Source organism: Microbacterium invictum (assembly GCF_034421375.1).
Taxonomy (GTDB): domain Bacteria; phylum Actinomycetota; class Actinomycetes; order Actinomycetales; family Microbacteriaceae; genus Microbacterium; species Microbacterium invictum_A.
Window position 1 is genome coordinate 1,215,163 of the sequence record NZ_CP139779.1, and the last position, 24,659, is coordinate 1,239,821.

Annotated in this window: 21 protein-coding genes and 1 tRNA gene; 16 read left to right on the forward strand and 6 right to left on the reverse strand. The window is 70.2% G+C overall.

Annotation, left to right across the window (positions count from 1 at the left end):
• Nucleotides 1-22 precede the first annotated feature (22 nt).
• The 7 genes from T9R20_RS05860 to T9R20_RS05890 all read left to right on the forward strand — a co-directional run bounded on the left by T9R20_RS05860 (nt 23) and on the right by T9R20_RS05890 (nt 8,167).
• Nucleotides 23-625 (forward strand): DM13 domain-containing protein, encoded by a 603-nt coding sequence (locus T9R20_RS05860; RefSeq protein ID WP_322411601.1) that lies wholly within the window; start codon nt 23-25, stop codon nt 623-625.
• Nucleotides 626-685: 60 nt separating this feature from the next.
• Nucleotides 686-1,762 (forward strand): aspartate-semialdehyde dehydrogenase, encoded by a 1,077-nt coding sequence (locus T9R20_RS05865; RefSeq protein WP_322411602.1) that lies wholly within the window; start codon nt 686-688, stop codon nt 1,760-1,762.
• 99 nt (nt 1,763-1,861) lie between these two features.
• Nucleotides 1,862-3,373: a malate:quinone oxidoreductase gene (locus tag T9R20_RS05870; protein ID WP_322411603.1), complete on the forward strand. Its 1,512-nt coding sequence runs from the start codon at nt 1,862-1,864 to the stop codon at nt 3,371-3,373.
• A 25-nt stretch (nt 3,374-3,398) separates the two neighbouring features.
• Nucleotides 3,399-5,396: a DUF2207 domain-containing protein gene (locus T9R20_RS05875; protein ID WP_322411604.1), complete on the forward strand. Its 1,998-nt coding sequence runs from the start codon at nt 3,399-3,401 to the stop codon at nt 5,394-5,396.
• A 28-nt stretch (nt 5,397-5,424) separates the two neighbouring features.
• Entirely contained in the window at nt 5,425-6,078 is a 654-nt protein-coding gene (locus T9R20_RS05880; RefSeq protein WP_322411605.1) for a thymidine kinase, read from the forward strand.
• 62 nt (nt 6,079-6,140) lie between these two features.
• Nucleotides 6,141-6,902 carry a FadR/GntR family transcriptional regulator gene (locus T9R20_RS05885; protein ID WP_322411606.1) on the forward strand — a complete coding sequence of 254 codons (762 nt, stop codon included), beginning with the start codon at nt 6,141-6,143 and terminating at the stop codon, nt 6,900-6,902.
• Nucleotides 6,899-8,167, forward strand: coding sequence for an alpha-hydroxy acid oxidase (locus T9R20_RS05890; RefSeq protein WP_322411607.1), 1,269 nt, complete (start codon nt 6,899-6,901; stop codon nt 8,165-8,167). Before T9R20_RS05885 ends, T9R20_RS05890 begins: the two co-directional genes overlap by 4 nt.
• Before the next feature lie 29 nt (nt 8,168-8,196).
• Here the strand turns inward: T9R20_RS05890 and T9R20_RS05895 are convergent, their stop codons facing one another.
• The 5 genes from T9R20_RS05895 to T9R20_RS05915 all read right to left on the reverse strand — a co-directional run bounded on the left by T9R20_RS05895 (nt 8,197) and on the right by T9R20_RS05915 (nt 14,786).
• Nucleotides 8,197-8,982: an HAD-IIB family hydrolase gene (locus T9R20_RS05895; protein ID WP_322411608.1), complete on the reverse strand. Its 786-nt coding sequence runs from the start codon at nt 8,980-8,982 to the stop codon at nt 8,197-8,199.
• Nucleotides 8,983-9,042: 60 nt separating this feature from the next.
• A tRNA-Pro gene (locus T9R20_RS05900) sits at nt 9,043-9,116 on the reverse strand.
• Between the two features lie 16 nt (nt 9,117-9,132).
• Complete coding sequence (locus T9R20_RS05905) at nt 9,133-10,965, reverse strand: hypothetical protein (RefSeq protein ID WP_322411609.1); 1,833 nt, start codon at nt 10,963-10,965, stop codon at nt 9,133-9,135.
• Nucleotides 10,966-11,097: 132 nt separating this feature from the next.
• A complete protein-coding gene (locus tag T9R20_RS05910) occupies nt 11,098-12,030 on the reverse strand; it encodes a metallophosphoesterase (protein WP_322411610.1) in 933 nt (310 codons plus the stop codon).
• Entirely contained in the window at nt 12,030-14,786 is a 2,757-nt protein-coding gene (locus tag T9R20_RS05915; protein ID WP_322411611.1) for a transglycosylase domain-containing protein, read from the reverse strand. The genes T9R20_RS05910 and T9R20_RS05915 overlap by 1 nt, the downstream gene beginning before the upstream one ends.
• Before the next feature lie 107 nt (nt 14,787-14,893).
• Between T9R20_RS05915 and T9R20_RS05920 the strand changes: the two genes are divergently transcribed.
• A complete protein-coding gene (locus tag T9R20_RS05920) occupies nt 14,894-15,112 on the forward strand; it encodes a hypothetical protein (RefSeq protein ID WP_322411612.1) in 219 nt (72 codons plus the stop codon).
• Nucleotides 15,109-15,576: a RidA family protein gene (locus T9R20_RS05925; RefSeq protein WP_322411613.1), complete on the forward strand. Its 468-nt coding sequence runs from the start codon at nt 15,109-15,111 to the stop codon at nt 15,574-15,576. Before T9R20_RS05920 ends, T9R20_RS05925 begins: the two co-directional genes overlap by 4 nt.
• A 142-nt stretch (nt 15,577-15,718) precedes the next feature.
• Here T9R20_RS05925 and acs read toward each other — a convergent pair whose 3' ends face one another.
• Nucleotides 15,719-17,692 (reverse strand): acetate--CoA ligase, encoded by a 1,974-nt coding sequence (acs, locus tag T9R20_RS05930; RefSeq protein ID WP_322412115.1) that lies wholly within the window; start codon nt 17,690-17,692, stop codon nt 15,719-15,721.
• Between the two features lie 517 nt (nt 17,693-18,209).
• Here acs and T9R20_RS05935 point away from each other — a divergent pair.
• From T9R20_RS05935 to tmk, 7 genes are all read left to right on the forward strand, one after another.
• Nucleotides 18,210-19,238 (forward strand): TadA family conjugal transfer-associated ATPase, encoded by a 1,029-nt coding sequence (locus tag T9R20_RS05935; protein ID WP_322411614.1) that lies wholly within the window; start codon nt 18,210-18,212, stop codon nt 19,236-19,238.
• The gene (locus T9R20_RS05940; RefSeq protein WP_322411615.1) at nt 19,235-20,146 is read left to right on the forward strand and encodes a type II secretion system F family protein; all 912 of its coding nucleotides are present in this window, start codon (nt 19,235-19,237) and stop codon (nt 20,144-20,146) included. Before T9R20_RS05935 ends, T9R20_RS05940 begins: the two co-directional genes overlap by 4 nt.
• Nucleotides 20,147-20,202: 56 nt before the next feature.
• Nucleotides 20,203-20,415, forward strand: a complete 213-nt coding sequence (locus T9R20_RS05945) for a DUF4244 domain-containing protein (protein WP_322411616.1) — start codon at nt 20,203-20,205, stop codon at nt 20,413-20,415.
• Nucleotides 20,412-20,753: a TadE family type IV pilus minor pilin gene (locus T9R20_RS05950; RefSeq protein WP_322411617.1), complete on the forward strand. Its 342-nt coding sequence runs from the start codon at nt 20,412-20,414 to the stop codon at nt 20,751-20,753. Before T9R20_RS05945 ends, T9R20_RS05950 begins: the two co-directional genes overlap by 4 nt.
• A gap of 4 nt (nt 20,754-20,757) precedes the next feature.
• Nucleotides 20,758-21,075, forward strand: a complete 318-nt coding sequence (locus T9R20_RS05955; RefSeq protein WP_322411618.1) for an Rv3654c family TadE-like protein — start codon at nt 20,758-20,760, stop codon at nt 21,073-21,075.
• 129 nt (nt 21,076-21,204) lie between these two features.
• Nucleotides 21,205-23,952: a type I DNA topoisomerase gene (gene topA / locus T9R20_RS05960; RefSeq protein ID WP_322411619.1), complete on the forward strand. Its 2,748-nt coding sequence runs from the start codon at nt 21,205-21,207 to the stop codon at nt 23,950-23,952.
• A 65-nt stretch (nt 23,953-24,017) separates the two neighbouring features.
• On the forward strand, nt 24,018-24,641 hold the full coding sequence (tmk, locus tag T9R20_RS05965) for a dTMP kinase (RefSeq protein ID WP_322412116.1): 624 nt from the start codon (nt 24,018-24,020) through the stop codon (nt 24,639-24,641).
• Nucleotides 24,642-24,659 lie beyond the last annotated feature (18 nt).

Consider the following 24,659-nt stretch of genomic DNA (forward strand, 5'->3'; position numbering starts at 1 on the left):
GTGTACCGGGCGGAGGCGGACAGTGCAGAAGCGGGATGCGTCGACGCCGCGGAGATCGCGCAGGATCTGGATCATCGGCGGGACGCTCGCGCTCGCCGCCGGTGTGATCGCCGCTCTCGTCTTCCAGCCGTGGCTGGCCCTCATCGACGTGCGGGTCGACGACGAAATCCCCGTCGCCGTCGCGACCCCGGCGCCGTCTCCCACGGCCGAGCCGCAGATCTCCGCGCCCTCGGAAGACGGCGCCCCCGAGGCATCCGCACCGCCGGCGCCCGCGGGCCCGGTCGATCTGCTCTCAGGGACGTTCATCAGTCACGAGCACGCCACCTCGGGAACCGTCCGGGTCATCGAGAACCCGGACGGTTCGCGGTATCTCGCCATCGAGGACCTCGCGACCACCAACGGCCCCGACGTCCACGTCTGGCTGAGCGCCGGCCCGGTCGTCGAGGGATTCGACGGCTGGTTCACGGCCGCACAGCACCCCTTCGTCGACCTCGGACAGATCAAGGGCAATCTGGGCGATCAGCTCTACGAGATCCCCGATGACGTCGACCTCGACCGATTCCGGACCGTCGACCTGTGGTGCGTGCAGTTCAGCGTGTCGTTCGGTGCGGCCGCGCTCGGCTGAGGCCGGCGCGGCCCGTCACAGACGCGAGCGCTCCGGGCGTCAGCGATAGACTCCGTGACCATGGCACGCATCTCCGACTCCGGTCTCTCCCTCGCCGTCGTCGGTGCCACCGGACAGGTGGGCACCGTCATGCGAGAGATCCTCCTGGAGCGCTCGTTCCCGATCCGAGAGCTCCGCCTCTTCGCCACGGCCCGCTCTGCGGGCACTGCCGTGGAGTTCGGCGGTCGCACCGTGATCATCGAGGACGTCGCCACCGCCGACCCGCAGGGAATCGACATCGCCCTCTTCTCAGCGGGCGCGACGGGAAGTCGCGCCCACGCACCGCGCTTCGCCGAGGCGGGAGCGATCGTCATCGACAACTCCAGCGCCTGGCGCATGGATCCCGACGTGCCTCTCGTCGTCAGCGAGGTCAACCCGCACGCGATCGACGACGCCGTGAAGGGCATCATCGCCAATCCGAACTGCACGACGATGGCGGCCATGCCCGTGCTGAAGCCGCTCCACGCCGAGGCCGGACTCGAGCGGCTGGTCGTGAGCACCTACCAGGCCGTGAGCGGCTCGGGGCTTGCCGGCGCCGAGGAGCTGCTCGGCCAGGTCGAGGGCGTGCTGGCGCAGGGGGACACGCTCCGCCTCGTCCACGACGGATCGGCGGTGGACTTCCCCGCGCCCGAGAAGTACGTCGCGCCCATCGCCTTCGATGTGATCCCGCTGGCGGGGAACCTCGTCGACGACGGCGACAACGAGACGGATGAGGAGAAGAAGCTCCGCAACGAGAGCCGCAAGATCCTCGAGCTCCCCGACCTCCGTGTCGCCGGAACCTGCGTCAGGGTTCCCGTTTTCACGGGTCACTCGCTGAGCATCCACGCGGAGTTCGCGCGCGGGATCTCGCCCGCGCGGGCGACCGAGATCCTCGCCGACGCCCCCGGGGTCCGTCTCGAGGAGGTCCCGACGCCGCTCCAGGCCGCGGGGAAGGATCCGAGCTTCGTCGGCCGCATCCGTGCCGACCAATCGGCCCCCGAGGGGCGCGGGCTCGTCCTGTTCGTCAGCAATGACAATCTCCGGAAGGGCGCTGCACTCAACGCCGTGCAGATCGCCGAGCTCGTGGCTTCGCGCCGGTTCGCCGCTGCCGGCGCGTAGACGGCCGGTCTTTCGATGACGAGAAACTTCCGTCATCCTTTCGCTTCCTCAGACCCTGCTCCCGATCAGGATGTTTTCGACCGCGCGTAGAATCATGGTGTGAGCGATTCCTCCGATTCCGAGACCCCACCGGTGGCACCAGACGAGGTCATCGACGTCGTCCTGATCGGCGGGGGCATCATGTCGGCCACCCTCGGGACGCTGCTCAAGGAGATCCAGCCCGACTGGAGGATCGTCGTCTACGAACGCCTCGGCGAGGTCGCGCAGGAGAGCTCCAACGCGTGGAACAACGCCGGTACCGGCCACGCCGCCCTGTGCGAGCTTAACTACATGCCCGAGGGGCCGGACGGGTCGCTCGACCCGGCGAAGGCCATCGCGATCAACGAGCAGTTCCAGCAGAGTCGCCAGCTGTGGTCCTCCCTGGTCGAAAAGGGCGTGCTCGACGAGCCGTCGACCTTCATCAACGCCACCCCGCACATGACCTTCGTCACGGGCGAGAAGGACGTCGCCTACCTCCGCAAGCGCTACGAGGTGCTCAAACAGCAGCCGCTGTTCGCCGGCATCGAGTACAGCGAGGACTCGCGCGTGATCAACCAGTGGGCGCCGCTGCTGATGAAGAAGCGCAAGAAGGGCGAACCCTTCGCGGCCACCCGGGTTCCCAGCGGCACCGATGTCGACTTCGGTGCGCTCACCCGGCAGCTCTTCGACGACCTCGTCGAGAAGGGCGCGGAGGTCGTCACCAACCGCGAGGTCAAGAAGATCCGGCGGGCGGGGGACGGCACCTGGCGGGTCGTCTGGCGCAACACCGTCGGCCACACGCCCGGCGAGACCCGCGCGCGGTTCGTCTTCGTGGGTGCCGGCGGGTGGGCTCTGAAGCTCCTGCAGTCCAGCCGCATCCCCGAGATCCGCGGTTACGGAGTCTTCCCGATCGGTGGGCAGTGGTTGAAGACCAGCAACCCCGCCCTCGTCGCCCAGCACCGGGCGAAGGTCTACTCGCAGGCCTCGGTCGGAGCGCCGCCGATGTCGGTGCCGCACCTCGACACGCGCGTTGTCGACGGTCAGGCTTCGCTGTTGTTCGGTCCCTTCGCCACCTTCAGCCCCAAGTTCCTCAAGAACGGCAAGATCACCGACATCGTGGCGCAGGTGCGTCCGGGCAACATCCTGCCGATGCTGAAGGTCGCCGTCGACAACCCCGGCTTGATCAAGTACCTCGTGGGCGAACTGCTCAAGAACCACGCCCGCAAGGTGGACAGCCTCCGCGACTTCATGCCGACCGCCCGCGATGAGGACTGGGAGCTGCTACAGGCCGGTCAGCGGGCGCAGGTCATGAAGAAGGACCCGAAGAAGGGTGGCGTGCTGCAGTTCGGCACCGAGGTGGTCACGTCGGCCGACGGCACGATCGCGGGGCTGCTCGGAGCCTCGCCCGGAGCGTCCACCGCGGTGTCGATCATGCTCGGGCTCCTCAAGACCTGCTTCCCCGACCGGATCGACGCGTGGGAGCCGCGGCTGCAGCAGCTCATCCCGAGCTACGGCCACACCCTGAACCCCCGACCCGAGATCGCCGAAGAGGTCCTCTCCGAGACCGCGGAGGCTCTGGCTCTCACAGCCTGATAACGCTGGTCGCTACGCTGGCGCGGTGGGGATCGCGACGCACGCAGTGGCCGGGGCGATGCTTCTCGCCGTCGCCGGCGGGCTGGGCTCGACCGTGGCGTCGACGGGGTCGGAGGTCCCGGCGTGGGAGGTGGGCAGAACCGTCGCCGCCGATGTCGACGACTTCTCCTACGACTCGTTCCGGGGGGAGTACTGGCTCGGGCGAGAGCCGAACGGGCGGAGCGCCCTGTTCACGACCGAGACGATCGTCGCGCGATTTCCCGACATCGATCAGAACCGGGGAATCGTCCGCGCACTCCCGAAGGCCGATGCGGGTGTCGAGCACGACACCTCGGTGGTGAGCGTCACCGGTGGGGACGGCGACCCGATTCCGTGGTGGATCGAGGAGGATGACGACTTCCTCTACGTGCTGACCGGGGACGACACGTTCGTCCGAGGTCCGCAGACCTACATCATCTCGTACACGATGACCGACGTGGTAGTACGGTACGACGACACCGACGCCGACGAATTCACGTGGGACACCGTCGGCACCGACCACGCGCAGCCGTTCGACCGTGTCGAGGCCCTCGTGCACGTGCTCGGCGACGCGTCCGACGGACTGCTCCCGGGACGCGCGTTCTGCTATACCGGGCCCGCGGGATCGACCGAGAGATGCCACATGCGTCCGGTGACCCCGGTCGCGGTGCCGGAGGGATCGGTCGCGGCCTGGGCGGCGGAGCTCGGTCCGGGTGCGCCGCCGGTCGTCGAAGCGACCTTCGTCGCGGACGATGCCGGCCTCGGACCCGACGAGAACGTCACGGTGTCGCTCGGCTTCGCCACCGGCACGTTCGCGGCCCTCTCACCGCCACCCCCTCCCGCCTATCCCTGGACGGAGTGGATGCTGCCGGCCGCGGGATACCTGGCCGGCGTCGGGGGCTTCCTCTTCGTCGGCGCGATGCGCGCACTGCTTCGGCGGAACCCGGACCGCGCCCCGGTCGTCGTGCAGTACGCGCCCCCGGTCGATGAGTCCCCCACGCTCTCGGCGGGTGTGTGGGGCGTGCCCGAGCGGGCACTCGCGGCTCACGTGGTCGATCTCGCCGTTCGCGACAAGGTCGAGATCGTCGCCTCCGGCGACCGTGCCGACGCCGATGACTTCTCCGTGGTGCTGCGCAGCACCGACGATCTCGCGCACGACGATCGACGGGTCGTGACCGCGCTGTACGGGAAGGATGCCGAGGCCGGTGATCGGGTCGATCTCGGGGCCTTCGCGCGCACGCCACCGGTCCGCTCGGTCACCTACGTGCGCCAGATCGATCGGGCCACCATCGACCGCGGCTATCGGGCTGCCGCGCCGGCCTGGATCGGCTGGGTCAGGGGCCTGTTCTCGTCGGGAGGTCTCGTCGTCGCCATCCTGCTGTGCTTCTTCGCCGACGACGTGCCCTCGGTCGTCCGCGACCTCGGCGCCGCCGGAGGGTGGATCTACGGCCTGGCGATCGCGAGTGGTTTCGCCGCCTTCTTCATCCTTCCATTCTTCTCCGTTCCCGGAACCGTCCTGACCCTGGCCGGTGGGCGGCACCGGACCTTTCTCGAGGGGATCCGTCGCTACCTCCTCCTCGCCGAGGAGGAGCGGCTGCGGGCCGCACAGGCCCCGGCGACCGCCGACCTGGTGTCTTCGGGCAGACGACCCCTGACCGATGCCCCGGGCGCGCCGGGGGCCGACGTCGTGAATCTGTACGAGCGGCTTCTTCCGTACGCCGTCCTCTTCGGGATGCAGGGGGAGTGGGTCGAGGTCATCCGCACCGCGGGCGGCAACCTGGTCGGTTCGACGGGGTCGCGGCCGGCGCTCTTCGACGCCGTCACGACCGGCTCGCTCTCGCGGGCGTCGTCCTCCCTCGGCACGCTCGCGGCGACCCCCGTGTCGCGGACGGGCTCGTCGTCGTCCGGGTCGTCCGCCTCGCGCAGCTGGTCATCGTCGGGGAGTTCGCGCGGCGGCGGGTTCTCGGGTGGCGGGGGCGGGGGAGGGCGCTTCGGCGGCCGGTGATCGCGGCGACCGGGCCTAGACTCTCCGGGTGGCCAAGCTGTATTTCCGCTACGGAGCGATGAACTCCGGGAAGTCGACCGCCCTCCTGCAGGCCGCCTACAACTACGAGGAGCGCGGACAGCACGTGCTGCTGGCCAAACCCGCGATCGACACGAAGGATGCCACGAAGGTCTCGAGCCGCCTGGGGGTGACCCGCGACGTCGACTTCCTCGTCGGCCCCGACGACGACATCCGGCTGCTCTTCGGAGAGCACCGCGAGCGCGTGCGGAATGCCGAAGAGGACGCGCTGATGCCCGAGGCGGGGGAGAGTGCGCCCGACGTGGCATGTCTCCTCATCGACGAGGCCCAGTTCCTCACCCGCGAACAGGTCGACGACCTGCTTCGGATCGTCGTGCTCGACGGGGTGCCGGTGCTCGCCTACGGTATCCGCACCGACTTCCGCACCGATGCGTTCCCCGGGTCCGCCCGGCTGATGGAGCTCGCCCACAGTCTGGAAGAGCTCAAGACCATCTGCCGGTGCGGACGCAAAGCGCTCTTCAACGCCCGGCTCGTCGGCGGCCGGTTCGTCTTCGATGGCGACCAGGTCGCCATCGACGAGCTCTCAGCCGACCGCGTGACCTACGAGTCGATGTGCGCGGAGTGCTACCTCCGCGAGTCGGGCGGGCGCCTGGACGGACGGTGATCCGCCCCCTTGCGTGTGGTCTGACCACAAGCTAGGGTGGCGATCTGTTCATCGGAGATCCCATGCCTTCACCGGACGGCGCCGCGGCGCCTGCGCCCGCGCCGCGCGCGTGGCAGGTCGTGCTCGAGCACATCGAGCGAGACCTCCTCGGCGACAGACTCGCCCCCGGCGACCACCTTCCTCCCGAGCGCGACCTCGCGGCGCGACTGGGGGTCGGCAGGTCCAGCGTCCGCGAGGCACTGCGGGTGCTCGAGGTGATGGGGCTGATCCGCACGGGAACGGGTTCGGGCCCGAGCTCGGGGGCGGTGATCATCGCCACCCCGCAGGGTGGCATGTCGGCACTGCTGCGACTGCAGGTGGCCGCGCACGGGTTCCCGCTCAACGACGTCGTGCGCACCCGTGTCGCGCTGGAGACCGCTGTCGTCGAGGACCTCGCCGAGGCGGCGGATCCCGACACGGCCGCCGTCCGCCGCATCCTCGATGCGATGGATGCCGCCGGACGCAGCCGCGAGGAGTTCCTGGCGCTGGACGCGCAGTTCCACCTCGGCCTCGCCGAGGCCTCCGGGAATCTCGTCATCACCGCCACGATGGCGGGGCTCCGCAGCGCGATCGAGTCGTACGTGCGGATCGGCGCCGCACGCGTGGCGGACTGGTCGAAGATGGCGACCCGGCTCCAGCGCGAGCACCGCGCCATCCTGCACGCCGTCGAGGCCGGTGACCCGGGCCTTGCCCGTGACCTCGTCCGCGCCCATATCACCGGCTACTACGCCGACGCGCATCTCGCGCGCGAGAGCGCGACGGAAACGGAGAGGAACCGCTCATGACCGAGTCGTCCATCCCGCGTCGGCTGCCCGTGCCGGCCGATCTGCGGGAGCTGATGCGTTTCACGCGTCCTGACCTGAACGGCACCCGGCGTCGGCTCTCCGCGGCGTTGACGATCGCAGACCTGCGGCGGATCGCTCAGCGCCGCACCCCGAAGGCGGCGTTCGACTACACCGACGGGGCGGCCGAGGGCGAGCTCTCGTTGGCACGGGCCCGGCGCGCGTTCGAGGATGTCGAGTTCCATCCGTCGATCCTTCGTCCTGCCGAGCACGTCGACACCTCCCTCGCCCTCCTCGGCGGCCACAGCGCCCTTCCCTTCGGCATCGCGCCGACCGGCTTCACCCGGCTGATGCACACCGCGGGGGAGCGCGCCGGCGCCTCGGCGGCCGGCGCGGCCGGTATCCCCTTCGCGCTCTCGACCCTCGGAACGACCTCGATCGAGGACGTCAGGGCGGCGAACCCCGATGGTCGCAACTGGTTCCAGCTGTACGTCATGCGCGACCGCGAGATCTCGTACCGCCTGGTGAGGCGGGCCGCCGCGGCGGGCTTCGACACGCTGCTGTTCACGGTGGACACCCCCGTCGCGGGGGCGCGCCTGAGGGACAAGCGGAACGGCTTCTCGATCCCGCCGCAGCTGACGATCGGAACGGTGCTCGACGCCCTTCCGCGACCCTGGTGGTGGTACGACTTCCTCACCACGCCGAAGCTCGAGTTCGCCTCGCTGACCTCGACCGGCGGCACAGTCGGCGAACTGCTGGATGCCGCGATGGACCCCACCATCAGCTATGACGACCTCGCCGTCATCCGGGATCTCTGGCCGGGGAACATCGTCGTCAAGGGTGTGCAGACGGTCGAAGACGCTGTGCGGCTCATCGATGCCGGGGTCGACGGCATCGTGCTGTCCAACCACGGCGGACGTCAGCTCGACCGCGCGCCGGTGCCGTTCCACCTCCTGCCGCGGGTCGTGCGCGAGGTCGGCGAGGACGCCACCGTCATGGTCGATACCGGGATCATGCACGGCGCCGACATCGTCGCCTCGATCGCGCTCGGAGCATCCTTCACCCTCGTCGGGCGGGCCTACCTGTACGGGCTGATGGCCGGCGGGCGGGCCGGCGTCGATCGTGCGATCGCGATCCTCCGCGAGGAGATCGAGCGGACGATGCGCCTGCTCGGTGTGTCCACCCTCGCCGAACTCGCACCGAGCCACGTCACCCAGCTGACCCGACTGGTACCGGTGAGCGACGCGCGCAGCGCGGCGGAGCGCTGAGCGTGTTCTTCGGGCGCTGAGCGGGTTCTTCAGGCGCGGAGCGGAAGTGTCGGCAGGAGCGCGTCGAGGTACTCGGCGGTGTCGTGCCAGCCCTCGACCGCGTGGCAGCGCACTCCCATCGCGAGGACCGGGTAGTCGTTGCCGTGCGGATCGAGGCGATCGCCGACGAAGAGCATGTCGTCCAGCGCAATGCCGGTCTGCTCGGAGAGCCGGCGCATGCCGTACGCCTTGTCGATGCCGCGGTGGGTGATGTCGACCGACGTCGACCCGCCCGAGCGCACCTCCAGGTCGGGGATCCGCGCGGCGACCGCATCGCGGAGGGCGTTCTTCTTCTCGCCGGTGGGATCCCAGGCGGTCTTGGCATCCAGCGGCGCCTGCTGCCCGAGCGCCGAGAAGGTGATCTGCGAGCCGCGGTCCTCGAGGATCTCACCCCACGGCTCGCTCTCCCACAGACCCAGACGCTGAGCCTCCTCCTCGACGGCGGTGAGCGCGCGGGACTTCTGGTCGTCGGTGAGGCTGTGGGCGTAGACCGTCCGGATGCCGTCGGCGTCGATGCGGTAGTACTGCGTCCCGCACGTGGGGAGCAGATGGACGCGATCGAGGACGTCGGATGCCGCAGCCGGGAGCCGGTCGACGACCTGCGTGCGGAACTGGGCGAGCTGTCCGCCGGAGATGATGGCCACCTCGACGCGCTCGGCCAGTGCGATCAGCAGATCGCCGATGCGAGGATCGATCGCGCTCTTGGACGGGGCGAGCGTGTCATCCAGATCGAAGGCGACGAGCTTCGGCGTGGGCTGGGGCGGGGTGGCGTTCACGGCGCTCCTGTTCGGTGTAGTGCGAGAGGCCCCACCGATTCCGGTGAGGCCTCTCTGCGGTCGGGGTGACAGGATTTGAACCTGCGGCCTCTTCGTCCCGAACGAAGCGCGCTACCAAGCTGCGCCACACCCCGTGGCAACCCCCCAAGCCTACCCGATGCCCGCGGTCTGTTCGAACCGGCGCCATCTCGACAGCCCGAGGGCGATGCCGGTGGCGACGACCGTCACTCCGACGACGAGCGGGGCCGCGGTCGTGGCGATGCTCGCGCCGGTGGCCGCGAGAGACGGGGCCGGCGCCGGGGGTGCCGCCTCGACGATCGTGGTCTCGTTCGCCACGCCGCAGGGGCCGTGATGAACCTCTTCGCCGGCGGCATCGACGGCGCGCTCTCGCCAGTAGTAGGTTCCCGGCTCGGTGATCGCGGGGGAGGTCACGGTGTATTCGCCGGCGGCGGCGACGGTGATCGGCGCGCTCTGCCACACCAGGGATTCCGGAGTGCAGGCCTCGGCGGCGGGCACGTCCTGGTCAGCGCGGAAGACGGCGGACGAGACGGTCAGTCCTCCCGGGGGAACGACGCCGCCCACGATGATCGTGTCCGACATCGGCTCACCGGCCGTGACGCGTTCCTGAGCACGCGAGGAGATGTCGGGGACGACCGAGATCTGACTCCTCACACCGAACGCCTCCGTCCACGAGAAGTCGGCGGCGAGGTGCGCGGCGAGCTCGGGCTGCTGCGCGTCGCGAGTGATCGTCCACACCGCCGTGTAGAAGCCGGGGCCGGGGAGTTCTTCCTCCGACGACACGCGATAGGGCACGTCCCCACCCTGGTCGCCGGTCACGAGCGAGAGCGAGCCGACGTGCTCGGCGTCGGCGGGGACGGCGGGCTGAGGTTCGGCGGGTTCCGATGTGGTGCGGTAGATCTCCGCGCTGGCGGTGAGGGGCAGCGGCGACCCGTCTTGCGTCCGCGGCCAGTCGCCGTCGGCGAGTGTGACGGTGACGTCGTCGACGAACGGTCCGCCGGGGATGTAGCGGGAGGCGACCTGCGTGGTGATGGCGGGGGAGAAGAGCGGAACCCGGGGTGCGGCGTCGGCACCGGACACGTCGAAGGTCGCGGGGCCGCCGGGGCCCGCGGTGTCCTGACCGCCGGCGGTTGTGATGTGGCGGACCGCCGGCGCGACGCCGCCGGTGAAGCGACCGGTGCCGCTCACCGTGTAGGCGCGTCCGGGTGCCGGAGGCGCCGTCGTGATGGCGTAGTCGGTGCCGGGGGTCACACCCTCCCGCGTCGCCGCACCGGTGTCGGCGAACACCGCACCGGTGAGGGTCACCGTCCCGACCGCGCTCGCCGCGCCCGTCTCGACCCGGACGGAGCCCCGGCGGTGGTCGACGGGGTCGACGGTGAAGACGAGGGTTCCCGACGGGATGTCGGCGGCGATCCCCATCGCCTCGTCGTAGTACGCGACAGCGCGCTGCTGCACGGCCGCGTTGTGCTCGGGCGCGAGGCGGGAGAAGACCCGGTCGATCACTCCGGCCAGCGCGTCGCCCTGGTAGCCGAACTGGCGGAGCGTCGCGTCCCAGTCGGCGATGGCCTTCACGGCCCAGCCGACCGCCGCGGCCTGCACCGGGTCATCCGTCTGTCCATGGGAGGAGACGAGGTGATTGATGCGGGCGAGCTGCTCGGGAGACAGACCTGCGGCGTCGCCGCTGATGCCGTGGTCGACGCTCGGGCCGGTCGGCAGCGGCAGGCCCGGGAGGATGCAATAGGTGTGCACGCCGTTCACGAGCATGCTGCCGTGCCATCCGAGGGCCGACACCGGCGCCCAGGTGCCGAAGCCGGTGCCGCGGTCTGCGGCGGAGGCGGGTGCGGCCGTGACGACGCACCCGAGCATGAGGGCGAGGATCAAGGCTGCCGTCGCGGCGACGAGCCGGACGGCGCGGCGGGACGCCGAAGATCGGGAGATGGCGGAGTGAGGGACGGTGACGGACATCGTGGCGAACTCCCGGGATGACGGATCGGACGCATCGATCGTCGCCGTCCGCCGTCCCGCGGATTCCGCTCTGACGAGGTTCGGTGGACAAGTCCGCGCTCCCCGCTGTTGTGCAGGAGAGGACGCCGGATCTCAGCGGCGGGGGAGGACCGTGATGAGCGTCGCCTCGGGGCGGCACGCGAAGCGCACCGGGGCGTAGATGGAGTGGCCGAGACCCGCGCTGACATTGAGCGGTGCGGTGCGGTCGGCACGCGTCCAGGTGCTGAGCCCCCGCGCCTGATCGAGCGGGATGTCGCAGTTCGCCACGAGCGCGCCGACGCCGGGGAGGCGCACCTGCCCGCCGTGGGTGTGGCCGGCGAACACCGCGTCGGCTCCGAGATCGACGAAGGAGTCCAGAATCCGTCGATAGGGGGCGTGCGTGACCCCGATGGTCAGCGCGGCGCTCTCCGTCTGCCGCATCCGATCGAGCGGCTCGACGAGGGACCCGAGGCGATCCCAGCCGCGGTGGGCGTCGTTGACGCCGAACGCGTGAAGAGCGGTGCCGGCGACGTCGAGCGCGGCAACGGAGTTGTTCAGGTCGTGCCAGCCGAGCTCGTCCGCGAGATACCGATCCAGCAGATCGGTGTCGAGGTACTCGGTCTCGGTCTTGATCTTGGACGGGCCGAGGAAGTACTTGAACGGGTTTCGGGGGCTGGGGGCGACGTGATCGTTCGATCCGTGCACGTAGACCCCGGGGGTTCCGCGGAACGGCCCGAACGACGCACGGATGCCATCGAGCCCGAGGGGGTGTCCGAGGTTGTCGCCGGTGTTGACGATGAGGTCCGGCTTCAGGGATGCCAGGGCAGCGATCCAGCGCTGCTTCCGACGTTGCCACGGCGCCATGTGGGCGTCCGACAGGTGGAGGACGCGCAGGGGCCGGGCCCCCGCGGGCAGGAGTTGCAGCTGATGTTCACGGAGCGTGAAGAGGTAACGCTCGATCCCGATGCCCCACACGGCGGCGGCGGTGCCGGCCGCCCCCACCGCGCCGAGCGTGGTGAGGGCGGCCCTCGTCAGAGGGTGAGGCACTACTCGTCGTCGTCTTCGTCGTTGCCGGGACCACCCTGGCCGGGGCAGGCTGCGGCGGCGAAGTTGATCGCGACCGTGGCCCCGCGTGTGGTGGCTGTGCCCGCACCCGGATCGGTGCCGGTCACGCGTCCGCCGCCGGCGGACGGATCAGGTGTACACGACCCTTGCACGGCCGAGAATCCGGCAGCGTTCAGCGCACCCGCGGCGACGGCGGGGTTCTGCCCGCTGACGTCGGGGACCGTGACGGCCTGCCCGTTACTGGGGTTGATCGTCACCACCGTGCCTCCCGGGGCCTGGCCGGACGGGTTCTGCTGCACGATGATGTTGGTCGGCTGGTCGGAGTTCACCGCTTCACCCACCGCGACCTCCCAGCCGGCCCCCTCGAGGGTCGCGCGGGCCTGGTCGATGGTCTGGCCCACCACGTTCGGCACCTCGCGGACGACCTGGCGGATCAGGTTCTGCGCGGGGGCGGGGAACTCGTCCCCGCCGTACGCCGCGTTCGCCGCCGCCTGGATCTGCAGGGCGATCGGGTAGCGGATGTCCATGACGCGTCGGTCGTAGGCGTAGGTGCGCGAGATGTCGACGAGGCCGTCGTAGTTGCCGGCCATGACGGCGGTCGTCACATTCGTCGACGACTCGATCATCCACGAGTGACGCTGCTCGTTCGTTCCGGTCTTGCCGAGCATCGGCGTGCCGTCGAACGGGTTCGCCTGCGAGCCCGTTCCGCCCCGCACCATCACGCCCTGGAGGGCGAAGGCGGCGGTGGAAGCGACCTCGGGGGTCAGCACCGTCGAACAGCTCCGAGCGGGGACGAGCTCGGGGCGGTCCACGCCGTTGTTGTCCACCACGCGGTCGATGACCTTCGGCTGGCAGAGGGTTCCGCCGTTGGCGACGGCGGCGTAGGCGCCCGCCATGGCGATCGGCGACACCGACTCGGTGCCGATGATGTCCGAGGGGACGTCGACGTTGATCTGCTCGCCGTTCGTCGGGTTGGTGACGCCCATCTTCGCGACCACGTTGGTGATGTCGCAGAGATCGAGCTCCGCCGCCATCCCGATGAAGCCAGTGTTCAGCGACTGCGCAGTGAACTGCAACGGTGTGCCGTTGTAGCCGCGCTGATTGCCGAAGTTGCGGATCCGGTCGCTCCCGGGGTTGACCCAGTCGCCCTGCCCCTCGCACGAATTGGTCATGCGGGGGATGTTGCGGTCGGTCCCGTTCACGACCTCGCGCAGCGACTTCCCCTGCTCGAGCCAGTCGATGAGGGTGAAGAGCTTGAAGGTCGAACCTGCTCCGAATCCGCCCGACCCCCCGGTGGCTCGATCGCCCGCGAAGACGATCGACGACTCGTTCGGGTCCTCCGTGTAGCCCGGCACGTAGCGGGTGTTCTGCGCGATCGCCAGCACGCGACCGGTCTTGGCCTCGACGCTCGTGGCGACGGCGCCGAATTTCATGCCCTCGATTGACGTCGGCGCGTATTCGGCCATCGACTGCTCCGCGGCCGCCTGCACACGCGGGTCGATCGTCGTGTAGATCTTCAGACCGTCCTGACGGAGCGCGCGGTCGCGCGCCTCCTGCGTCTCGCCGAAGGCGGGGTCGTTCTGGATGGTCGAGACGACGTACTGGCAGAAGTAGGCCGCGGACCCGGTGGACTGGCATCCGGTCACCGGCTGGGTGATCGCGGGCGTGATCGGCTCGATCGCGGCCTGGATGTACTGATCGCGGTTGATCTTGCCGTCATCCAGCATCCGGCTCAGGACGTACAGCTGGCGACCCTTGGTCGCGCTGTAGCCGTCGGCGGCGGCGAGGAGCTGTTCGTCGTTGATGACGCCCTCGTCGCGGAGCGTGTAGAGCGCCTGGATGGTGGTGGGCTCCACATCGTCGATCGACCCGTCCGGCGCGGTGTTGCGCGGAGTGCCATCCGACCCGGTGAATGATCCACCCGGAAGATCGATGCGATAGGAGTTCGGGTTCTGCACGATGCCCGCGAGCGTTGCGGCCTGAGAGACGCTCAGCTGCGACGCGGGAACGTTGAAGTAGTACTTCGACGAGGCATCGATGCCGTAGTTCGTGCCACCGAAGTTGGCGATGTTGAGGTACCCGAGCAGGATGTCGTTCTTGGAGTAGCGCTGCTCGAGGGCGATGGCGTACCTCATCTCCTGGAGTTTGCGTTCGTAGCCCTCGGCGCCGGTGGCGTTCGTCGCCTCCTCCCAGCAGTTGCGCAAAACCTCATCGCGGGTCTTCACAACGTTGTTGTCGGCATCGAGTTCGGCCTCGGCATCGCGCTCGCAGCGCTGGATGAGCACGTTCTTGACGTACTGCTGGCTGATCGACGAGCCACCCTGGGTCTGACCGCCCGAGGCGTTGCTGAGCAGAGCACGGGTGGTGCCGATGAGGTCGACGCCACCGTGCTGGTAGTAGCGCGGGTCCTCGGACGACAGCACCGCGTCGTAGACGACCGGTGCGACCTGGTCGAAGTTCACCGGCGACCGGTTCTGGTCGTAGAACTTCGTCCACTCGACTTCTTGGCCGTTGTCGGGGTTCACGTACATGAGCGTGGTCGGCAGCATCAGCTCGTCGATCTCGAGGTAGCTCGGCATGTTGTCGAACATCGAGATGGCGCTGGAGGCCGCGGCCCCGGACACCGCGATCGCGGGGGTGACGGCGGCGGTCACGAGAACACCGGCGACGGCACTCAGCCCGACGACCCCGAGGAGGCCGCCGAGCACACCGCTACCCGTCCGTTTCGTCTCAGGCATAGGGTTGATCGTAAGGGAGCTTCCTGGGCGATCCCTCGACCGGCGTGCGCCCACGAAGATCTTTCCCAGCATCCGCCTGCGATTCCGCCCCGACCCCAGGAGCCTCGATGACGACGTGGGAGTACCTCACCACTCCGCTGCTGATCCACAACACCGCCGCCATCCTCAACAACTGGGGCAAGCAGGGGTGGGAGCTCGTGCAGGTCGTCCAGGGCCCGGAAGGGGGCCTCGTGGCCTACTTCAAGCGGCCCTCAGGCGGCGGCGCGCCCAACGCGGCGCTCGGTGCCGCGGAGCAGGCGGCGCGCCAGTTCGGAGACGAGCAGTGAGCGTTTCCGCGCGCCTCGCCGAGCTCGGCATCGAGCTCCCCTCTGTCGTTCCTCCGGTGGCCGCCTACGTCCCCGCCAAGGTGCACGGCGACCTCGTCTACACCGCCGGTCAGCTGCCGATGGTCTCGGGGGCACTTCCCGCGACGGGGAAGGTCGGTGAGGGCGAGGGGCTCGTGCCCCCGGATGCCGCGGCTGGATACGCCCGTCAGTGCGCCTTGAACGCCCTCGCGGCGGCAGCGGCCGCCGCTGGGGGTGTGGACCGCCTCGCCGGAGTGCTGAAGGTCACCGGTTTCGTCGCCTCGGTGCCGGCGTTCACGGGTCAGCCCGGGGTCATCAACGGTGCGAGCACCGTTCTCGGTGAGATCTTCGGCGACGCCGGTCGTCACGCCCGCTCCGCCGTCGGCGTGCCGGTCCTGCCCCTGGACGCCCCGGTCGAGGTCGAGGTCGTCTTCACCCTCGCCTGACGCCGCTTCGCGGCATCCCGCTCCCTCACCCTCGGCCCTCCCCGCACGCCTCGGCGAGAGTGCATCGGGGCGCCGAGAATGCGGGTGAACCCCGCACCCTCGGCCCCCTGACGCACTCTCGGCGGAGGTGAGCCGCGCGCGCCTATTTCACCTGGGCGGAGATCACGCTCATGACGGCGGTGTCCGCCAGCGTCGTGGTGTCTCCGACCTCGCGTCCCTCCGCGACATCCCGCAGCAGGCGCCGCATGATCTTGCCCGACCGGGTCTTGGGCAGCTCGCCGACGATGTAGACATCGCGCGGGCGTGCGATCGGGCCGATCTGCTCGCCCACCCACGCGCGGAGCGTCTGCGCGAGACCCTCGGGCGAGTTCTTGTCGAGGTAGCTCTGCTTGATGATGACGAACGCGACCACGGCCTGGCCCGTCGTCTCATCCGATGCTCCGACGACCGCCGCCTCCGCGGTGGCCTCGTGCGCGACGAGCGCCGATTCGATCTCGGTGGTCGACAGGCGATGGCCCGAGACGTTCATCACGTCGTCGACGCGGCCGAGGAGCCAGACGTCGCCGTCGTCGTCCAGGCGGGCGCCGTCACCGGCGAAGTAGTAGCCCTTGTCGTGGAACTTGTCCCAGTAGGTCTCTTTGAATCGCTCAGGGTCGCCCCAGATGCCGCGGAGCATGGACGGCCAGGGCTCCGTGATCACCAGCAGGCCGCCGTTGCCGTTGCCGACGTGGGTGCCGTCGTCGTCGACGACGTCGATCGAGATGCCGGGGAGCGGCACCTGCGCCGATCCGGGCTTCGTCTCGGTCACGCCCGGGAGGGCGGAGATCATCATCGCGCCCGTCTCGGTCTGCCACCAGGTGTCGACGATGGGCGTCTCGCCGTGGCCGATGATCTCGCGGTACCAGACCCACGCCTCGGGGTTGATGGGCTCGCCGACAGAGCCGAGGAGGCGGAGGGACGACAGGTCGAACTTCTGCGGCACCGCGCGTCCGATCTTCATGAACGAGCGGATGGCGGTGGGGGCGGTGTAGAGGATCGTGACGCCGTACTTCTCCACGACCTCCCACCAGCGCCCGGGGTGCGGGGTGTCGGGAGTGCCCTCGTACAGGACCTGCGTGGCACCGTTGGCCAGGGGCCCGTACGTGACGTAGGAGTGTCCGGTGATCCAGCCGATGTCGGCGGTGCACCAGTACACGTCGGTCTCGGGGTGGATGTCGTGGACGACCCGGTTCGTGAACGCGGCCTGCGTGAGGTACCCGCCGGACGTGTGGAGGATGCCCTTCGGCTTCCCTGTGGTGCCCGAGGTGTAGAGGATGAAGAGGGGATTCTCGGCCGGGAAGGCGGATGCCTCGTGCTCAGCCGATGCCGCCGGGACGACGTCGTGCCACCACAGGTCGCGGCCCTCGACCCAGTCGACGTCGTTGCCGCCGCGGCGGACGACGAGGACGTTCTCGACCGTCTCCTGCGGGCCTGAGCCGTTCCGATCGGCGAGGGCCATGTCGACCGCGGGCTTGAGCGGCGACACCTTCCCCTTGCGGTAGCCGCCGTCGGCGGTGATGACGAGCTTGGCACCGGCGTCATCGATGCGCGCCCGGAGGCTGTCGGCGGAGAAGCCGCCGAAGACCACCGAGTGCACGGCGCCGATGCGGGCGACCGCGAGCATGGCGGCGATCGCCTCGGGGATCATCGGCATGTATATGGCGACCCGGTCGTTGACCCCGACACCCAGGCCTTCGAGCACGTTCGCGACGCGCTTGACCTCGTCGGTCAGCTCGGCGTACGTCACGCGGCGTTCCTCGCCCGGCTCGCCCTCCCAGAGCAGGGCGACACGGTCGCCGTTGCCGGCCTCGACGTGACGGTCGAGGCAGTTGTAGGCGACGTTGAGCTCGCCGTCGGCGAACCACTCGGCGAACGGCGGGTTCGTCCAGTTCAGCACCTGGGTGAAGGGGGTGTGCCAGTGGAGCAGATCCCGGGCCTGATCGGCCCAGAATCCTTCACGGTCCTCGGCCGCGCGGGCGTAGAGGTCAGCGTTCGCGATGGCGTTGTCGGCGAACTCGGCCGACGGGGCGAACCGGCGGTTCTCGTTCAACAGGTGGTCGATCTGGCTGCTGGTCATGCTCATCGGTGCGCGCTCCTTCGCGGGCGAACGGGTGTGCCGTGTTCGGCGACGACACTCGTGAGGGTACCGACGGCTCTCACCCCGTCACTACCTCCGTTAGTGGGTGGATGAGAGGAACGTGATAACCCGATGAGAGATCACACCCATCGTTTTGACGACTCCCGCCTCGTGCGTAAGATCATCTCCGGCCGAACTTCGATTCTGGCATTCGCGACGCCCGCCCATCCCCCCGAGCCAGGGCGTCGCAGGAGGCGGTATCCCATTCCCCCCCATGGGATACCGCCTCCTTCTGTCCCCGGCGGCGCCCTGGATCGGGTCGCGCTGCTCCGCGATCCGTCGAAGAATGCTTTCCCGAGCGGGCGCGGGCCACATCCTCTGACGGATCGCGTTCTGGAGGGGTGGCCCGCGTATCGAGGCGTCGACGTCTCCTGCACAGTCGGGTCGGCGGGTGGACTGTCCACCGATGCGTCCGGCGCGACCACCGGAAGCGTCGGCCGTCCCTACGGTCGAGGGCATGTCGCTCCCCTTCGTCGTCCGGCCCCGAGAGGGGACCGGCGGAGCGGACGCCGCGGGCGGGGGCGTGCCGGGGCGCGGTCGGCGCCCTGCGGTGCTCGACGTCCTCTCACCGTTCATCGACGATCCGGACGTCTCGGATGTCTTCGTCAACGGCGCACAGGGCCTGTTCGTCGATCGCGGTGCGGGACCCCGGCGCGCCGACGGCTGGTGCGCCGGCGAAGACGAGGTCCGCGACCTGGCGGTGCACCTCATCGGCGCCGGAGGACGTCACATCGACGACGCGACGCCGTGCGTCGACGTGCGCCTGGAGGGCGGCATCCGCGTCCACGCCGTCCTCCCTCCCATCTCGCCGGAGGGGACCCTCATCTCGCTGCGGATCCCGCGACTGGGCACGCCGACGCTCGACGACCTCGCCGCGACCGGCATGTTCGATCGCGGCGCGCAGCGTGCTCTCGAGCAGCTGGTGGCCGGGCGCGCCAACCTGCTCGTGAGCGGCGCCGCAGGCGCGGGGAAGACCACGCTGCTGGCTGCGCTCCTCTCCGCCGCTCCTGCGCACGAGCGGATCGTCACGATCGAGGATGTCGCGGAGCTGCGCCTCTCGCATCCGCACCACGCCCGCCTCGAGGCGCGCCAGGCCAATCTCGAGGGCGCGGGCGAGATCGCGCTGGCCCGCCTCGTGCGCGAGGCCCTGCGGATGCGCCCGGACCGATTGGTGGTGGGGGAGTGTCGGGGCGCCGAGGTGCGCGAGCTCCTCTCGGCGTTGAACACCGGTCACGACGGGGGCGCGGGAACCGTGCACGCGAACGGACTGGGCGAAGTCGCCACGCGGCTCGAAGCCCTCGGCGCGCTGGCCGGGCTCACCGACCACGCACTCGCCCGTCAGGTGACGAGCGCGATCGACGTCGTGCTGCACGTCGAGCGCAGCGCCGCCGCCCGCCGTCTCGCGGGGGCAGGCCGCCCGCGCCTGGCCGCGACCGGTCGCCTCGAGATCATCCCGGTCGACCTCGAGGAGGTCGCCCACCGATGAGCACGCTGCTTCCGCTCCGCCCGGTGCGGAGGTCGTCGCCGATGGCGCCGCCCGCCGCCGACACCGTTCTGAAGCTCGCGGTCCTCCTGCAGGCCGGGGTGACTCCCGACCGGGCCTGGGAACACCTCGCCGAGACGGGGGATGTCGCCGCCCGCACGATCCGCGACCGTCGCCTTCAGGGCTCGCCCCTTCCTGCGGCGATCAGCGGCACGGGCACGGGCGCCGACGCCTGGCGGGAGGTCGGAGCGGCCTGGGAGGTGGCGACCGTCGCCGGGGCACCGCTCGCGCCGAGCCTGCGGGGTCTCGCCGCCGCCCTCCGCGACGCGCAGGAGGCGGCGGACGAGATCCGCGTCGCCCTGGCCGAACCGACGGGAACGGCCCGGCTCATCGGCTGGCTGCCGCTTCTCGGGATCGGACTCGGCCTCCTGCTCGGCTTCGACACCATCGGGACCCTGACCACTCATCCAGTCGGTATCGCCTGCCTCGTCGGCGGCGGCGTCCTGGTCCTCGTCGCCCGGCGCTGGACGACGGCGCTCGCGCGGCGCGCCCGACCTCCCGCCGGCATCCCGGGCCTCGACGGCGAGTTGCTGGCGATCGCCCTGAGCGGCGGCGTCTCGATCGAGCGGGCGATCGCCCTCGTCGTCGCGGCGTCGGGCGAGCCCCCCGCACCCGCGACCGCCGGACTTCTGGATCTGTCCCGTCGCGCGGGCGTGCCCGCGGTCGAGCTCCTGCGCGCCGCCGCAGCCCTCGCGCGCCATCAGGCCCGTGTCGAGGGGCGCCTGCGCGCGGCGAAGCTGGCGACGAGGCTTTTGCTGCCGCTGGGGGTCTGCACCCTCCCGGCCTTCCTCCTCCTCGGCGTCGGACCGATGTTCCTCAGTGTCCTGTCCTCGGCGGCGATCAGCCTCTGAGCGTCGCCGCCTCGAGCGTGCCCACCATCCATCCCACACGAAGAAGGAAGCCACCCATGACCCACCACCGCACTGCGCGACCGCTCCGGCTCACCCGCCGCCGCGCCGCGACGCTCTTCACCGACGACTCCGGCGCCGCGACCGCCGAGTACGCCATCGCGACCATGGCCGCGGTCGCCTTCGCGGGGCTCCTGGTCCTGATCATGCGCAGCGACGAGGTGCGGGGCATCCTCACCGAACTGGTCCGGCGCGCCCTGACGGTCGCATGACACGCCGTGGGCTCGGCGATGACCGCGGGTCGGTCGTCGCCGAGTTCGCGGTGGCACTCCCCGCCGTCATCGTCGTGGTCCTCTTCTGCGTCGCCGCGCTGACGGCGGCGGCCGTGCAGGTGCGGCTGCAGGACGCCACCGCCGACGCCGCGCGACTCGCTGCGCGCGGCGAGGACGCCGGACGCATTGCCGGCGCGGTCGTCACGGCCGTGCCCGGAGCCGCGAGCACCGTCTCGCACGAGGGCGATCTCGTGTGCGTCTCGGCGACGGCTGCTGCCCACCCGGCGGTGCCGGTGCCCCTCTCCGCACGCAGCTGCGGGCTTGCGGGAGGGTGGTGACCCGATGGCCGGTTCAGCCCTCACCGTCGGGGTCGTCGGGGTGACCGCCGTCCTCGCGATGGGTCTGCTCGCCGTGGGCGGGGCGGCGGTCCAGGCTCAGCGGGTCGCGGGAGCCGCAGATGCCGCTGCGCTCGCCGCCGCCGATGCGGCGTCCGGCGCGATCACGGGCGCGCCCTGCGAGCGAGCGGCTCAGATGGCTGCGACGGTCGGGGCCGAACTCACCCGCTGCGCGCTTGACGACCTCATCGCGACGATCACTCTCGAGCGGCTCGTCGTCGGCTTCCCGGTGTCGGCGTCGGCGCGCGCCGGACCGCCGCCGTGAGGACGACCGGTTCCGCCGGACGCGATCCGGCGTCTCGCTTTCCCGCGACGTCGCCGGGCATGCCGCGCCCGCTCTCAGCGATCACCCCCCTGTGCGGTGTGTATGGTGTGCATCGAAGAAAGGACCCCCGTGGCATCCACAGGCAAGAAGCTCGTCATCGTCGAGTCCCCGACGAAGATGCGCTCCATTCAGGGGTACCTCGGTGACGGGTACGAGGTGCTCAGCTCCGTCGGGCACATCCGCGACCTGGCGAGCAAGAAGGACATCCCCGCCGACAAGAAGGCCGCGTACGGCAAGTACTCCATCGACATCGACAACGACTTCGATCCGCTCTACGTCGTCAACGACCGCAAGACCAAGACCGTCGCCGAACTCAAGCGTGCGCTGAAGAATGCCGACGAGGTCCTCCTCGCCACCGATGAGGACCGCGAGGGCGAGGCCATCGCGTGGCACCTCCTCGAGGTGCTCAAGCCCAAGGTGCCCGTCAAGCGCATGGTCTTCCACGAGATCACCAAGGACGCCATCCGCGCCGCCGTCGACAACACCCGCGAACTCGACCACGCGCTCGTCGACGCCCAGGAGACCCGGCGTGTGCTCGACCGGCTCTACGGCTGGGATGTCTCGCCGGTGCTCTGGCGCAAGGTCGGCAGCGGCCGCGAGGGCGCGGCGCTGAGCGCCGGCCGCGTGCAGTCCGCGGCGACCCGCATGGTGGTCGACCGCGAGCGGGAGCGCATGGCGTTCGTCACCGCCAGCTACTGGGACGTCGAGACCGCAGCGGTCAAGGGATCCCTCGCCGACGGCGCCCAGCCCTTTACCGCGCGGCTCGCGCGCCTGGACGGTGCCTCCCTGGCTCGCGGCACCGACTTCGACGACACCGGAACCCTGAAGAAGGCCGTCGTCGTCCTCGACGAGGCGCGGGCGCGCGCGCTCGCCGCCGCGCTGGAGGCCGCCGGCGAAGCATCCGTCACGGGTCTGGAATCCAAGCCCGGCACCCGCAGCCCCAAACCCCCCTTCACCACCTCGACCCTCCAGCAGGAGGCCGGGCGCAAGCTCTCGATGAGCGCGAAGCACGCCATGGGCGTTGCGCAGCGCCTGTACGAGAAGGGGTACATCACCTATATGCGCACCGACTCCACGGCGCTGTCGACCCAGGCGGTCACAGCGGCGCGGGCGCAGGCTGTGAGCCTCTACGGCGACCGGGCGGTCCCTGCCAATCCGCGGGCGTATCGCAACAACAGCAAGAACGCGCAGGAGGCGCACGAGGCGATCCGTCCCTCGGGCGAGGACTTCCGCACGCCCTCGTCCGTGAAGGATCAGCTCGATCGCGACGAGCTGCGCATGTACGACCTGATCTGGAAGCGCACCATCGCCAGCCAGATGTCGGACGCCAAGTACGAGACGACGACGGTGACGATCACGGCCGACGTCTCCGTCGACGGTGCCGCGCAGCGCGCCGAGTTCACCGCGTCGGGCACCGTGTACACCTTCAAGGGATTCCTCGAGGCGTACGAAGAGGGGACCGACGAGAAGCGGGGCGACGCCCACCGCAGCGACGACCAGTCGCTCCCGATGCTGGCCGTCGGCGACGCGCTGCGCCTGCGCGACATCGAGGCCAAGGGCCACGCGACCTCGCCGAAGCCCCGCTACACCGAGGCGAGCCTGGTGAAGGCCCTGGAGGAGAAGGGGATCGGTCGCCCCTCGACCTTCGCGAGCATCATCGACGTCATCCTCGACCGCGGGTACGTCCGAAAGCGCGGGCAGGCGCTGGTTCCCAGCTGGTTGGCCTTCAGCGTCGTCCGACTGCTCGAGCAGCACTTCGCCGATCTCGTCGACTACGACTTCACCGCCGCGCTCGAGGACGACCTCGACCGGATCGCGCGCGGCGAGCAGCGGCGCACCGATTGGCTCCGCGCCTTCTACTTCGGCAACGAGGAGCATCCGGGTCTTCGCAACATCGTCGAGAACCTCGGCGAGATCGATGCGCGCGAGCTCAACGCCACCCGCATCACCGACACCGCCACGCTCCGCTTCGGCAAGTTCGGCCCCTACCTCGAGATCACCGATCCCGATCAGCCGGAGGCCGAGCCGCGCCGGGTGAACATCCCCGAGGATCTCGCCCCCGACGAGCTCACCCCCGAGAAGGTGCAGGAGCTGCGCGACGCCCCGGTCGCGGGCAACCGCGTGCTCGGCACGAACCCGGCCAACGGCAAGCTCGTCGTCGTCAAGGACGGTCGATTCGGTCCGTACATCGAAGAGAACGACCCCGAAGAGCCCGCCGAGGTCGACCAGGCCACCGGCGAGGTGATCGAGGAGACGCCGAAGAAGGGCAGGAAGGATGCCGCCAAGGCGGCGCCCAAGCCGCGCACGGCATCGCTCTTCGCCTCGATGAGCCCCGACACGATCGACCTCGACACGGCGCTCCGCCTCCTCGACCTTCCGCGTGTCGTCGGTGAGGACCCCGAGTCGGGAGAGCCGATCACGGCGCAGAACGGCCGATTCGGCCCCTACCTGAAGAAGGGCTCCGATTCCCGCTCGCTGGAATCGGAGCAGCAGATCTTCGACGTGACGCTCGAGCAGGCGCTCGCGCTGTACGCGCAGCCTAAATACGGCGCGCGGAAGGCGTCGAGCGCGCTGAAGGAGTTCGACAACGATCCCGTCAGCGGCAAGCCCATCAAGCTCCGTGACGGCCGCTTCGGCCCGTACGTGACCGACGGCGAGACGAACGCGACCATCCCGCGCGGCGAGAACGCGATGGATGTCACCTTCGAGCGCGCCGTGCAGCTGATCGCGGACAAGCGGGCGAAGGGGCCGGCGCCGAAGCGGACGACGCGACGGACGACGACGACCACCCGCAAGCCCGCGGCGAAGAAGAAGTGACTTCCGGCGCCGCCGAGGCGTCGGAGGGGCGGCCCGCAGCGGTCGATCGCCGGCCGGCACCCGGGCTGTTCGTGACGTTCGAGGGCGGTGACGGATCCGGCAAGACCACGCAGGCATCGCGCCTCGAGGAGTGGCTGACCGGGCGCGGCCGCGGGGTGGTGCGCACCCGGGAGCCGGGCGGCACCGAGGTCGGGGTGCTCATCCGCGACATCGTGCTCCACCATCGCGGAGACGTCTCGCCGCGTGCCGAGGCCCTGCTCTACGCCGCCGACCGCGCTCACCACGTCCAGACGGTGGTGCATCCCGCTCTGGAGCGCGGCGACGTCGTGATCCAGGACCGCTACCTCGATTCCTCCGTCGCGTACCAGGGAGCCGGCCGCGTCCTCGGGCCGCGTGAGGTGCGAGACCTCTCGCTCTGGGCCACCGAGGGGTTGCTGCCCGATCTGACCGTGCTGCTCGACCTCGATCCGGCGTCAGCCCGCGCCCGCCTCGACGCCGACGACAAGCCCTTCGACCGGCTCGAAGCCGAGCAGGACGACTTCCACGCGCGTGTGCGCCGCGAATTCCTCGCCCTCGCCGACGCCGAGCCCGGACGCTTCCTCGTGCTCGATGCGACCGCGTCGCCTGACGAGATCGCGGCGGCCGTGCGCGCGCGTGTCGCAGCGCTGCTCGATGCCCGCACATCGTGAGCAACCCCCCAGCCGGGG

Excerpts from the sequence above, each read along its gene's own strand:
- T9R20_RS05905 (WP_322411609.1), bottom strand. The coding sequence starts at position 10,965 with ATGTCCGTCACCGTCCCTCACTCCGCCATCTCCCGATCTTCGGCGTCC.
- T9R20_RS05935 (WP_322411614.1), top strand. The coding sequence starts at position 18,210 with ATGTCGCTCCCCTTCGTCGTCCGGCCCCGAGAGGGGACCGGCGGAGCG.
- T9R20_RS05940 (WP_322411615.1), top strand. The coding sequence starts at position 19,235 with ATGAGCACGCTGCTTCCGCTCCGCCCGGTGCGGAGGTCGTCGCCGATG.
- T9R20_RS05915 (WP_322411611.1), bottom strand. The coding sequence starts at position 14,786 with ATGCCTGAGACGAAACGGACGGGTAGCGGTGTGCTCGGCGGCCTCCTC.
- acs (WP_322412115.1), bottom strand. The coding sequence starts at position 17,692 with ATGACCAGCAGCCAGATCGACCACCTGTTGAACGAGAACCGCCGGTTC.
- T9R20_RS05945 (WP_322411616.1), top strand. The coding sequence starts at position 20,203 with ATGACCCACCACCGCACTGCGCGACCGCTCCGGCTCACCCGCCGCCGC.
- T9R20_RS05890 (WP_322411607.1), top strand. The coding sequence starts at position 6,899 with ATGACCGAGTCGTCCATCCCGCGTCGGCTGCCCGTGCCGGCCGATCTG.
- T9R20_RS05865 (WP_322411602.1), top strand. The coding sequence starts at position 686 with ATGGCACGCATCTCCGACTCCGGTCTCTCCCTCGCCGTCGTCGGTGCC.
- T9R20_RS05955 (WP_322411618.1), top strand. The coding sequence starts at position 20,758 with ATGGCCGGTTCAGCCCTCACCGTCGGGGTCGTCGGGGTGACCGCCGTC.
- T9R20_RS05950 (WP_322411617.1), top strand. The coding sequence starts at position 20,412 with ATGACACGCCGTGGGCTCGGCGATGACCGCGGGTCGGTCGTCGCCGAG.
- T9R20_RS05920 (WP_322411612.1), top strand. The coding sequence starts at position 14,894 with ATGACGACGTGGGAGTACCTCACCACTCCGCTGCTGATCCACAACACC.
- T9R20_RS05885 (WP_322411606.1), top strand. The coding sequence starts at position 6,141 with ATGCCTTCACCGGACGGCGCCGCGGCGCCTGCGCCCGCGCCGCGCGCG.